Annotated in this window: 9 protein-coding genes and 1 pseudogene; 7 read left to right on the top strand and 3 right to left on the bottom strand. The window is 61.7% G+C overall.

The window, feature by feature from the left end; translation table 11 throughout:
* The first annotated feature begins 84 nt into the window (after nucleotides 1-84).
* The 3 genes from FJD34_RS17750 to FJD34_RS17740 all read left to right on the top strand — a co-directional run bounded on the left by FJD34_RS17750 (nucleotide 85) and on the right by FJD34_RS17740 (nucleotide 3,593).
* Entirely contained in the window at nucleotides 85-1,038 is a 954-nt protein-coding gene (locus FJD34_RS17750) for a TAXI family TRAP transporter solute-binding subunit (RefSeq protein ID WP_032857449.1), read from the top strand.
* 129 nt (nucleotides 1,039-1,167) lie between these two features.
* On the top strand, nucleotides 1,168-3,195 hold the full coding sequence (locus tag FJD34_RS17745) for a TRAP transporter permease (protein WP_032857447.1): 2,028 nt from the start codon (nucleotides 1,168-1,170) through the stop codon (nucleotides 3,193-3,195).
* A complete protein-coding gene (locus FJD34_RS17740) occupies nucleotides 3,192-3,593 on the top strand; it encodes a DUF1850 domain-containing protein (protein ID WP_032857444.1) in 402 nt (133 codons plus the stop codon). Before FJD34_RS17745 ends, FJD34_RS17740 begins: the two co-directional genes overlap by 4 nt.
* Nucleotides 3,594-3,600: 7 nt before the next feature.
* Here the strand turns inward: FJD34_RS17740 and FJD34_RS17735 are convergent, their stop codons facing one another.
* Nucleotides 3,601-5,748, bottom strand: coding sequence for a methyl-accepting chemotaxis protein (locus tag FJD34_RS17735; protein WP_090291422.1), 2,148 nt, complete (start codon nucleotides 5,746-5,748; stop codon nucleotides 3,601-3,603).
* Between the two features lie 344 nt (nucleotides 5,749-6,092).
* Between FJD34_RS17735 and FJD34_RS17730 the strand changes: the two genes are divergently transcribed.
* From FJD34_RS17730 to FJD34_RS28860, 3 genes and pseudogenes are all read left to right on the top strand, one after another.
* The gene (locus tag FJD34_RS17730) at nucleotides 6,093-7,412 is read left to right on the top strand and encodes a Na+/H+ antiporter family protein (protein ID WP_162237631.1); all 1,320 of its coding nucleotides are present in this window, start codon (nucleotides 6,093-6,095) and stop codon (nucleotides 7,410-7,412) included.
* Between the two features lie 163 nt (nucleotides 7,413-7,575).
* Nucleotides 7,576-8,397: pseudogene (locus FJD34_RS28865) on the top strand (cache domain-containing protein); the annotation flags it as partial.
* A 36-nt stretch (nucleotides 8,398-8,433) separates the two neighbouring features.
* Nucleotides 8,434-9,255 (top strand): methyl-accepting chemotaxis protein, encoded by an 822-nt coding sequence (locus FJD34_RS28860; RefSeq protein ID WP_373290102.1) that lies wholly within the window; start codon nucleotides 8,434-8,436, stop codon nucleotides 9,253-9,255.
* Between the two features lie 93 nt (nucleotides 9,256-9,348).
* Here the strand turns inward: FJD34_RS28860 and trhP are convergent, their stop codons facing one another.
* Nucleotides 9,349-10,668 carry a prephenate-dependent tRNA uridine(34) hydroxylase TrhP gene (gene trhP / locus FJD34_RS17720; protein WP_032857434.1) on the bottom strand — a complete coding sequence of 440 codons (1,320 nt, stop codon included), beginning with the start codon at nucleotides 10,666-10,668 and terminating at the stop codon, nucleotides 9,349-9,351.
* Nucleotides 10,669-10,830: 162 nt separating this feature from the next.
* Here trhP and FJD34_RS17715 point away from each other — a divergent pair, with 162 nt between their 5' ends.
* Entirely contained in the window at nucleotides 10,831-11,892 is a 1,062-nt protein-coding gene (locus FJD34_RS17715; RefSeq protein ID WP_032857433.1) for an AI-2E family transporter, read from the top strand.
* Here FJD34_RS17715 and FJD34_RS28090 read toward each other — a convergent pair.
* The gene (locus FJD34_RS28090) at nucleotides 11,889-12,056 is read right to left on the bottom strand and encodes a hypothetical protein (RefSeq protein ID WP_032857432.1); all 168 of its coding nucleotides are present in this window, start codon (nucleotides 12,054-12,056) and stop codon (nucleotides 11,889-11,891) included. The two genes, FJD34_RS17715 and FJD34_RS28090, sit on opposite strands and share 4 nt — an antisense overlap.
* Nucleotides 12,057-12,097 lie beyond the last annotated feature (41 nt).

Below are 12,097 nucleotides of genomic sequence, written 5' to 3'. Positions count from 1 at the left end.
TTGCAGGCACGGCATCTGCCATTGCGCTCGTCAGCCAGATACTCGGCTGCTCGGCACCTAATAAGAAAGATAAAAGGTGAATCCATGCGAATGACCAAACGCTTCAGTCTGTTTGCTGCTGCCGCAGCCCTTGCCGCCAGTTCCTCGGCGCTCGCCGCCCCGACCTTTATCAACGTACTGACCGGTGGCACCAGTGGCGTGTATTACCCGATTGGCGTGGCCTTGTCGCAGTTATACAGCAACGGTATCGAGGGCTCGAAGACCTCGGTACAGGCCACCAAGGCGTCGGTGGAAAACCTCAACCTGCTGCAAGCCGGTCGCGGTGAGCTGGCCTTTGCCCTCGGCGACTCGGTAGCCGATGCCTGGAATGGCGTGGAAGACGCCGGCTTCAAGACGCCACTGAAAAAGCTGCGGGCGATTGCCGGTACCTATCCGAACTACATCCAGGTTGTCGCCAGCAAGGAGTCGGGCATCACCACCCTGGCCGACCTGAAAAACAAGCGCATTTCCGTCGGCGCGCCGAAGTCCGGTACCGAACTGAATGCCCGCGCCATCTTCAAGGCCGCCGGCCTGAGCTACGAAGACATGGGCAAGGTCGAGTTCCTGCCGTACGCCGAATCGGTCGAGCTGATCAAGAACCGTCAGTTGGACGCCACTTTGCAGTCTTCGGGCCTGGGCATGGCGGCGATCCGCGACCTGGCCGCGACTATGCCGATCACCTTCGTGGCCATTCCGGCGGATGTCACTGCGAAGATCGATAACGCGGCTTACCAGGCGGCCTCGATCCCGGCGGGCACCTACGACGGCCAGGACAGCGATGTTCCGACCGTGGCCATCACCAACCTGCTGGTCAGCCATGATGGCGTGTCCGATGACGTCGCCTACCAGATGACCAAACTCATGTTCAACAACCTCGACCGCCTGGGTAACGCTCACTCGGCCGCCAAGGACATCAAGCTCGAAGGCGCGGCCAAGGGCCTGCCGATCCCGCTGCACCCTGGCGCCGAGCGGTTCTACAAGGAAGCGGGCGCGCTGTAAGTGACGGGACAGTAGGGCGCTTTGCCCGCGTCAACCGCTCCGGCCATGTGCTGGCTCTGCGAACAAAACCGGCGCCCACCGCGCGCGGGTCTTGTTCGCACATCGACGTTGTAACCAGGGAGTGACCCCATGAGCGAGCAGGACCAAGGCCTCGCCGCCAATCCCGGCAGTTGGCCGAGAGCGCTGTTCTATGTCGCGCTACTGTTTTCCATCTTCCAGATCATCACTGCAGCCTTTCACCCGGTATCCAGCCAGATTCTGCGTGCCGTGCATGTGGGCTTTCTGCTGCTGGTGGTGTTTTTGTGTTTTCCGGCACGTGGCAAGGAACAGCCCTGGCAGCCAATGGCCTGGCTACTGGGCCTTGCGGGGATGGCGACGGCGTTCTACCAGTGGTATTTCGAGGCCGACCTGATTCAACGCTCCGGCGACCTGACCCGTAGCGACATGGTCGCAGGCCTGGTGCTGATCGTGCTGGTATTCGAAGCCGCGCGACGGGTGATGGGCATTGCCTTGCCGCTGATCTGTGCGCTGTTTCTGGCCTATGGCCTGTTCGGCCAGTACCTGCCGGGCGAGTTGATGCACCGTGGCTATGCCATTGACCAGATCGTCAACCAACTGGCCTTTGGCACCGAAGGGCTGTACGGCACTCCGACCTACGTATCGGCCACGTATATCTTCCTGTTCATCCTGTTCGGCGCGTTTCTCGAACAGGCAGGGATGATCAGGCTGTTCACCGACTTCGCCATGGGCCTGTTCGGCCACAAGCTCGGTGGCCCGGCCAAGGTTTCGGTGGTGTCCTCCGCGCTGATGGGCACGATCACCGGTTCAGGTGTGGCCAACGTGGTCACCACCGGCCAGTTCACCATCCCGTTGATGAAGCGTTTCGGCTATAAGTCGGCGTTTGCCGGTGGCGTGGAGGCGACCGCGTCGATGGGCAGCCAGATCATGCCGCCGATCATGGGCGCTGTGGCCTTTATCATGGCCGAGACGATCAACGTGCCGTTTTTCGAGGTGGCCAAGGCCGCGCTGATTCCGGCCCTGTTGTACTTCGGCTCGGTATTCTGGATGGTTCACCTGGAAGCCAAGCGCTCCAACCTGTGTGGCTTGCCCAAGGATGAGTGCCCGAACCCCTGGGCGGCGGTGAAGCAGCGCTGGTACCTGCTGATTCCGCTGTTTGTGCTGATCTACCTGCTGTTCTCCGGGCGCACCCCGTTGTTCTCCGGCATGGTCGGCCTGGCCCTCACGTCCATTGTGATTCTTGGCTCGGCGATCATCCTGCGGGTGTCGTCCACGGCCATGCGCTTTGTCTTCTGGATCGTCCTGGGCGTGCTGTGCGCGGGCTTCTTCCGGCTGGGTATCGGCATGGTATTCGGGGTAGTGGCGCTGTTGGTGGCGGTGTGCTGGTTCATCAAGGGCGGCCGCGACACCCTGACAATCTGCCTGCATGCTCTGGTTGAAGGCGCACGCCATGCAGTACCGGTGGGGATCGCCTGCGCGCTGGTGGGGGTGATCATCGGGGTGGTGTCGCTGACCGGGGTGGCCTCGACCTTTGCCGGCTACATCCTCGCCATCGGCCAGGACAATCTGTTCCTCTCGCTGGTGCTCACCATGCTGACCTGCCTGGTGCTGGGCATGGGCATACCGACGATTCCCAACTACATCATCACCAGCTCGATTGCCGCCCCGGCACTGTTGGACCTGGGCGTGCCGCTGATTGTGTCGCATATGTTCGTGTTCTATTTCGGCATCATGGCCGACCTCACGCCGCCGGTGGCGCTGGCCTGTTTCGCGGCGGCACCGATTGCCCGGGAGAGCGGCCTGAAGATCAGCTTCTGGGCGGTGCGCATCGCCGTTGCCGGGTTTGTCGTGCCGTTTATGGCGGTGTACGAACCGGCACTGATGCTGCAGGGCGATAGCCTGCTGGCCACTTTTTATGTGGTGGCCAAGGCGTTGCTGGCCATTGGCATCTGGGGCGCTGCGTTTACCGGTTACTTGCAGGCCAGGCTGAGCGGGTGGGAGCGCTTGCTGGGCTTTGCCGCCGGCGCCAGCCTGATTCTGGCAACGCCGTTAAGCGATGAAATCGGCTTTGCCCTGGCGGCATTGTTGATCGCGCAGCACTGCTGGCGTGCCCATCGTGCCCAGGCGGCTACGGTGTGATCGGCCTGTGTCTGGGCTTGGCGGGCACGGTGTGGGCACAGGTGCCCACGCCGGCCTTCACCCTGGCCTGGACGCATACGATTGAGCAAGTACGCTGGGAGGAGGATTACCGCGTGAGGCCCGAGGGGCTGGTGTTGGGCGAGGCGCGGGTCAAGGGTTCCGGGGCCGGTATGGAAATTCCGCACGGCGCCGAACTGCGCGAGGGCAGTTGGCATTACCAGCGTCAACTGCCCCCGCTGCAACCCCTGCGCCTGGGGCGAACACCCGAAGCCGGGGATTATCAACTGTGTTTCAACCAGCGTTGCCAGTCGATGAGCACCTGGCTCGGCCCGCCACAGGCGCGCCAGCCGGCGGTGGAGCTCTGGAGTTGTGAGCTGGCGCCGTACAGCGCCAGTTAAATCACCCTCAAACCCGGAACTGGTCCATCAAGCCTTGCTGTTGATTGGCCAGGCTGTTGAGCGTCTGGCTGACCCGCGCCGATTCATTGGCCTGGCCCGACAGCGACTCGGTCACGTCGCGAATGGTCGCCACGTTGCTGTTGATCTCCTCGGCCACCGCGCTTTGCTGCTCGGCGGCGCTGGCGATCTGCAGGTTCATGTCGCTGATCACCGTCACCGCATCGCCGATCTGGCGCAATGCCGTAACGGCCTGGCCCACCTGCTCGACACTGCCCTGGGCCTGGCGATGGCTGTTGTTCATGGAACCCACCACTTCCCGGGTGCCGCTCTGCAACTGCTCGATCACCTGGCGGGTTTCCTCCACCGACTCCTGGGTGCGTCGGGCGAGGTTGCGCACCTCATCCGCCACCACCGCAAAGCCACGGCCAGCCTCACCGGCGCGGGCCGCCTCAATGGCGGCGTTGAGCGCCAGCAAGTTGGTCTGCTCGGCAATCGCGCGGATCACTTCCAGAACGGAACCGATCTGTTCGCTATTGGCTGCCAGGCCTTCGACCTGGGTCATGGCCGTGCTCATATCTGCCGCCAGGGCGCCGATGCTGGCGGTGGTGCGGTCGATCACGGTCAGGCCTTCGCGGGTGGCCTGGTCGGCATCGCGGGCGGCCTGTGCGGCCTGTGCGGCGCTGCGGGCCACATCCTGGGCGGTGGCGCTCATTTCGTGGGAGGCGGTGGCTACCTGGTCGACCTGGCGGTATTGCTGGTCCATGCCGGCGCTGGTCTGGCTGGCAATGGCCGCTGATTGGTCGGCGGTGCTGCGCGCGTCCTGCACCGAACGTTTAACCTCGGCAATGATCGGTTGCAGTTTGTCGAGGAAGCGGTTGAACCAACTCGCCAGTTCACCGAGTTCGTCGCGCTTGTCGTAGGCCAGGCGTCGGGTCAGGTCGCCTTCGCCGCTGGCGATATCTTCCAGCATATGGGCCACACCGAGGATTGGCCGGGTGACGCTGCGGGCCATCAGCCACACCAGCAACAGGCCGACAATTGCGGCCAGCAAGCCCAGGCCCAGTTCCAGCAGGGTGCCTTTGGTGTTGTCGGCATCCAGTTCGGCCTTGAGCGCTTCGGTGGGGCCGATCAGGACTTTTTCCGGGACATCCAGCAACACACCCCACGACTTGCCGTCGGGAATCGGTTGAAACGGTGCCAGCACCTTGAGCTGATGATCGGTGCGCAGGCTAAAGGTCTGGGTGCTGTTGGCCATGGCGCTGATCAATTGCGCACCGCTGGTGGTGTCGACGCTGTCCAGGCGTTGGCTGAGCTTGCTTGCATCCGGGCTGTAGCCAGCGAGCAAACCCACCGGGCTGATGATGCTGACACGGGTCTGGCCGTCATAGAGCTTGCGGCTGGCGTTCTGGCTGACGGCCTGCAAGCTGTTGAGGTTGATGTCCACCGACAGCGAGGCGATGACTTTGCCATTGACCGTGAGCGGGAACACGATGCTGGTCAGCAATACGTTTTGCCCGTCGATCACATAGAAGTACGGCTCGATCACACACGGTTTGAGCGTGGTACGCGGGCAGGTGAACCACGTGTTGGCCTTTTCGCCGCTGGGGCCGATGCTGGTGTCGGACATGTCGCTTTCCGGCAGCGCCATCGAAGTCAGTGTGCCGGGTGTCGGCTGTGACCAGTACAGGGCGAAGCGGCCTTTTTCGTTGCTGCCCAGCTCCTGTTGACCGGCGAACAGCTCATCCTTGCCATCCAGGGCATTGGCTTCGAAGACCAGGGACAGGCCCAGCAGGTCCGGGTTGGCTTGCAGGGCGGCCTTGACCTGGCGGGTCAGGTCTTCACGCAGGTCGAAGGCATCGAGGAAGCGTTTCTCGGCCTGTTCGCGCAAAAACAGCACCTGGCGCGAAAAGCCATGGCCGTACTGGTAGGCATCCATGAACTGCTGGCGAATGCCCAGGGCCTGGACTTCACCTTGGGCTTCGATGCGCGATTGGGCCGCGACGTTGAGCATCTCGGTGCTGGAGGCCTGGACGCGTTGCGAGCTCTGGTCCATCCGATACAGCGAAAGGCCCACCAGCAGGGTCACGATGCCCAGCAGACAAAGGCCGGCGAGGAGGGTGATTTTCCATTGAATGGACAGCTGCCTGAGCGACATGGAGATCCTTAACCTTTCGTTACGACAGAGATGATCCGTTGTATCGGCCGCACGGTTTTTTTCTTTATTCATACGCTCAATTGAATTCTGTCTGCGACGTCGCGCTTTGACATGGCGCGCCTGCTGCTGCAAAGTGCGCGCCCTCTAATAAAACTCCTTTTCTGCTGGCGTCCACACTGCCGTTACCCCGGCGGGCGAGGCCCTGGCGTGTGTTTTTGGTAGGCGCGAGCTTGCTCGCGAAGATCGTGAACGATCATGCTGGTTTGCCGGTTGATCGCGGCGTTCTTGGGTTATTCGCGAGCAAGCTCGCTCCTGCATTACGTTTCTGTCTTGAGGTAACCATGATTAACGCAGTAATCGCCGCGGTCGGTACCATGCTGGTGCTCAGCCTGTCCCGCGTGCATGTGGTCATCGCGATCATCGTCGGCGCCCTGGTCGGCGGCTTGACCGGCGGTCTTGGGATCGACGCGACGCTCAGCGCATTCAACAGCGGTCTGGGCGGCGGTGCCACGGTGGCGCTGTCCTACGCATTGCTCGGCGCTTTCGCCGTGGCGATTGCCAAGTCCGGCCTGGCCCATGCCCTGGCGGACAAGGCCCTGCTGCTGGTGGGGCGCCAGGAGGCGAGCGGCGGCAATCACGTCAAATGGCTGCTGATCTGCCTGCTGGGGGCGGTGGCGATTGCCTCGCAGAACATCCTGCCGATCCATATCGCCTTTATCCCGCTGCTGGTGCCGCCGCTGCTGTATGTGCTGACCAAGTTGCAGATTGACCGGCGCCTGATCGCCTGCGTCATGACCTTTGGCCTGATCACCCCGTACATGTTCCTGCCGGTAGGGTTTGGCAATATTTTCCTCAACCAGATCCTGCTGGCCAATGTCGCCAAGAGCGGCGTGGATATCAGCCAGGTCAACGTCACCCACGCCATGGGCATCCCGGCGTTGGGCATGGTGTTCGGCCTGTTGGTCGCGGTGTTTATCAGCTACCGCAAAAAGCGCGTCTACGACCTGGAGAAGATCGAACGGGTCGAACAAGTAGCGGTGCAATACAACCCGCTGACCCTGTTGGTGGCCGGGGTGGCCATTGCCTCGGCGTTTATCATCCAGTTGTGGCTGGACTCGATGATCGTCGGTGCCCTGGCCGGTTTCCTGATCTTCTCGGTATCGGGCATCGTGCGCTGGCGCGACACTGATGATCTGTTCACCGAAGGCATGAAGATGATGGCGATGATCGGCTTCATCATGATCGCCGCCTCGGGGTTTGCCGAAGTGCTCAAGGCCACCGGCCAGGTGCAGACCCTGGTGGAATCCTCCGCCGCCTTCATCGGCCACAGCCGTGGCGTGGGTGCGCTGTTGATGTTGCTGGTGGGCTTGCTGGTGACCATGGGCATTGGCTCGTCGTTCTCCACGGTGCCGATCCTCGCAGCGATTTTTGTGCCGTTGTGTGTGCAACTGGGCTTCAGCCCGCTGGCCATTGTGTGCATCGTCGGTACCGCCGGGGCCCTCGGTGACGCCGGTTCGCCAGCTTCGGACTCGACCCTGGGGCCGACCTCGGGTTTGAATATCGACGGCCAGCATCACCACATCTGGGACACCGTGGTCCCGACGTTCCTGCACTACAACCTGCCGTTGCTGGTGTTCGGCTGGTTTGCCGCGATGACTCTCTGACCTCTCCTGTAGGAGCGAGCTTGCTCGCGAAGGACTCAAGGGCACCGCGCCCATCCAGGATGCCGGTGTTATTGCCGAGCTTTTTCGCGAGCAAGCTCGCTCCTACAGTTTTCTCTCACAGGGCCGTTAACCTCTTAACATTGCCCGAGAAGAGAGAAGATCCATGCGTCTGAGTCTGAAGGCCAAAGTCCTGTCCCTCGCCGTCCTACCGGTGTTGTTGTTTGCCGTGGTCATCAGCCTGACCACGGTGTGGATCCTCAAGGAGCAGGCGCGCACCGAGGTGGCCGAAACCCGCCAGCGCCTGCTCAACAACGCCAAGGCCACCCTGCAAAGTTATGTAGAAGTGGCGATGACCACTATCAAACCGCTGTACGACGCCGCCACCCCTGGTGATACGCAGGCGCGGGCGCAAGTGGTCAAGCTGTTATCCAACACGACCTACGGCAAGGACGGCTACTTCTTTGGCTACGACTCGGAAACCATCCGCCTGTTCAAGGGTAATAGCCCCGATGGCGTAGGCAAAAGCTTCAAGGACAATCGCGACCCTAATGGCGTCTACGTCAACCGCGACCTGGTGAAGGTCGGCAAGGACGGCACCCATTACCTGCAATACAGTTCCACGCAACCGGGGCAAACCGAACTGGTGCCCAAGCTCGGCTACACCGAATACCTGCCCAAGTGGGACATGGTGATTGGTACGTCGGTCAACCTGGACGGTATCGATGCCCTGGTCAGCGAGGTCGAGGCCAAGGTCAACGAACGTATGGAAGGGGTGCTGTTGAGCATCATCGGGATCGCCGTGGTCCTGCTGTTGCTGATCGCTGCGGTGGGCATGGTGCTGGCCAATACCATCCTGCGGCCGTTGCACCTGATGAAGGCCAACCTCGATGACATCGCTGCCGGCGAAGGTGATTTGACCCGGCGCCTGGCGATCACCAGCCAGGATGAGCTGGGCGAATTGGCAGGCTCGTTCAACCGGTTTGTCGACAAGATCCATGGTCTGGTACGCCAGATCACCGACATGACGTCGCAACTGACCGGCCTGGTCAGCCAGGTGTCCGAGCAAGCCCAGCGTTCGGAACAGGCCATGGAGCGTCAGCGCCAGGAGACCGATCAGGTGGCGACGGCGATCAATGAAATGTCCTCTGCGGCCCATGAAGTGGCCCGCAGCGCCCAGGGCGCCGCGGTGGCGGCGCAACAGACTGACGTAGAAGGCCAGAGCGCCAAGCGCGTGGTGGATGGCAGCATTGCGCAGATTCATGCGTTGGTGAGTGACATCCGCAGCAGTGGCGTATCCCTCGATAGCCTGCAACAGGACGTGTCATCGATTGTCAGCGTGCTCGGGGTGATCCGTTCGATTGCCGAGCAGACCAACCTGCTGGCCCTCAACGCGGCCATTGAAGCGGCGCGTGCCGGTGAAGCCGGGCGTGGGTTTGCGGTGGTGGCCGATGAGGTGCGTGCGCTGGCCAGCCGCACCCAGCAAAGTACCCAGGAAATCCAGGGCATGATCGACCGCCTGCAAAAGGGTACCGAGGCCGCCGTGGAGTCCATGCGCCGTTCCAGCGATGCCGGTGAGGGCACCTCGGCCCAGGCCAACGAAGCCGGGGCGTCCCTCGATACCATGGCGCAACTGATCGGCACCATCAACACGATGAACGCGCAGATTGCCAGTGCCGCCGAAGAACAAACCGCCGTGGCCGAAGAGATCAACCGCAGCGTGCATCAGATTGCCGTAGCGGTGGACAGCGTGGCGGATGAGACCCAGCAGGGCGCACAGACCTCCCGCAGCTTGGCGGACCTGGGGCAGCGGTTGGGGCAGTTGGTGGGGCAGTTCAGGATCTGACTTGGGAATTGCGGTGCTTGTTCTGGCCTCTTCGTGAGCAAGCCCACATTTTGAATGTATTCGCAGTTCAGAATGTGGGCTTGCTAACAGTCGCTACACATCCCGCATCAACAACCCAAACCCGATATCCATTTCCAGCGGCACCGGCACATACACCGTATGCCCATCCCCCGGCGCCACCTCGATGGCTTCACCCTTGGCGTTGTGCATCAGCCCCAGGTCAAAATGGAAGTTCCCCGCCGGGGTCATCAATTCCAGATGATTGCCCACGGCAAAGCGGTTCTTCACCTTGACCTCGGCCAACTCCCCGCGCCGCTCGCCGGTCAATTCGCCGACAAACTGCTGGCGTTCGGAGACTGAGCTGCCGTTCTGGTAGTTCTGGTATTCGTCATGCACATGGCGGCGCAGGAAGCCTTCGGTGTAGCCGCGCTGGGCCAGGGATTCAAGATTGGTCATCAAGCCACGGTCGAACGCACGACCGGCCACCGCGTCATCGATGGCCTGGCGGTACACCTGGGTGGTGCGCGCCACATAGAAGTGGGATTTGGTGCGGCCTTCGATCTTCAGTGAATGCACGCCCATCTGTGTCAGGCGTTCGACATGCTGCACTGCCCGCAAGTCCTTGGCGTTCATGATGTAGGTGCCGTGCTCGTCCTCGAAGGCCGGCATCTGTTCGTCCGGGCGATTGGCTTCCTGAAGCAGGAACACCTGGTCGGTGGGCGCGCCGAGGCCCAGGGTCGGCTCGGGCTGATACTGCTGGACGATATCGCCCACGGTGTTTTCCTCGGCCGGTGTGGCCTGGTATTTCCAGCGGCAAGCGTTGGTGCAGGTGCCCTGGTTGGCGTCGCGCTTGTTCATATAGCCGGACAACAGGCAGCGCCCGGAGTAGGCCATGCACAGCGCGCCATGCACAAACACTTCCAGCTCCATGGCTGGTACCTGTTGGCGGATCTCGGCGATTTCTTCCAGGGACAGTTCCCGCGACAGGATGATCCGGCAGAGGCCTTGCTGTTGCCAGAACTCGACACTGGCCCAGTTCACCGTGTTGGCTTGCACCGATAGATGGATCGGCATCTGCGGGAAGTGCCGGCGCACGAGCATGATCAAGCCTGGGTCGGACATGATCAGCGCGTCCGGGCCCATGGCGATCACCGGTTCCAGGTCCTTGAGGAAGGTTTTTAGCTTGGCATTGTGCGGCGCGATATTGACCACCACATAAAAGCGCTTGCCCCGCGATTGCGCCTCGGCGATGCCCAGGGCCAGGTTGGCGTGGTCGAACTCGTTATTGCGCACCCGCAAGCTGTAGCGCGGTTGGCCGGCGTAGACCGCATCGGCACCGTAGGCAAAGGCGTAGCGCATGTTTTTCAGGGTGCCGGCAGGGGCGAGCAATTCGGGGGCAAGAACAGAGGGCATGGGGATTCAGGTCGCAAAAGGGCGGCAGGGTAGCCGAGCCGGACCTGGCGGTTATTGATCTGGGTCTACGCTGTAGAAATAAAGATGGCACTCGTGCGATGCGCGGTGGACTAAGCAACAGGGCGCGCTGGGCGCCTGGCGTTTTTCTGGCACGGATCGGACATGAACCAAACGAATCTGCAATTCAAAACCTTGCTGTTGCTGCTGGTCATGGTGACCGTCGCGTTTTTCTGGATCCTGCTGCCGTTCTATGGCGCGGTGTTCTGGGCGGTGATCCTCGGGATCATCTTTGCGCCCATGCAGCGGCGCCTGCAGCTCAAGTTTGGCTGGAATCGCAACCTGACGTCGCTCTGTACCTTGATGGTGTGCCTGGTGATCGCGATTTTGCCGGTGATCATCACCAGTGCCTTGCTGGTGCAGGAGGGCGCGACGCTGTACCGGAACGTCGAAAGCGGCAGGCTGGATATCGCCGGTTACATCGAACAGTTCAAGAACTTCCTGCCGCCTTACTTCCAGCATCTGCTGGACCGCTTCGGCATGGGTAACCTGGAGGGGCTGCGCGAGAAGATCGTCAAGGCCGCGATGCAGGGCAGCCAGTTCTTCGCCAGCCAGGCGTTCAGCTTTGGCCAGGGCACCTTTGATTTCCTGGTGAGCTTTTTCATCATGCTGTACTTGCTGTTCTTCCTGCTACGCGACGGCCCCGAACTGGTGCGCAAAGTGCGTACGGCGGTGCCGCTGGCCGAGCCGCAGAAGCGTCGCTTGCAGCTCAAGTTCAACCGCGTGGTGCGGGCGACCGTCAAGGGCAACGTGCTGGTGGCGGTGACCCAGGGCGCGTTGGGCGGTTTGATTTTCTGGTTTCTGGAAATTCCCAGTGCATTGCTCTGGGCGGTGCTGATGGCGTTTCTGTCGCTGCTGCCGGCGGTGGGCGCGGGAATTGTCTGGGGGCCGGTAGCCGCGTACTTCCTGCTCAGTGGTTCAATCTGGCAAGGGGTGGTGCTGGCCTTGTTTGGGGTGTTTGTGATCGGCCTGGTGGACAACGTGCTGCGCCCGATCCTGGTGGGCAAGGACACCAAGATGCCGGATTACCTGATCCTGATCTCGACCCTGGGTGGCCTGTCGATCTTCGGCCTCAATGGTTTTGTCATCGGGCCATTGATTGCCGCGTTGTTCATGTCCAGCTGGGCGCTGTTTGTCGAAACCAAACGACAAGTGCGTTTGCCTTAAGCTTCAAGCTTGCGGCTTTGCGCTTGCGCAGCCGACAGTGAAGTCAGCGGGCCACTGATGGCTTCACCGTCGCGTACCAAGTACCAGCAGGCCAGCAAACCCAACTCCCGAAGAGGGACGGGGACGGCACTGCCGACGACGGACATGATCTGGATAGTGGGCATATCTACCTCCATTGCTGATGGAGGTAACCTTACGGCGGCCA

Origin of the sequence: Pseudomonas brenneri (assembly GCF_007858285.1) — a bacterium.
Lineage (GTDB): Bacteria > Pseudomonadota > Gammaproteobacteria > Pseudomonadales > Pseudomonadaceae > Aquipseudomonas > Aquipseudomonas brenneri.
Note: the sequence above shows the minus strand (reverse complement) of the source record. Positions and strands in the feature narration are given on the sequence as shown.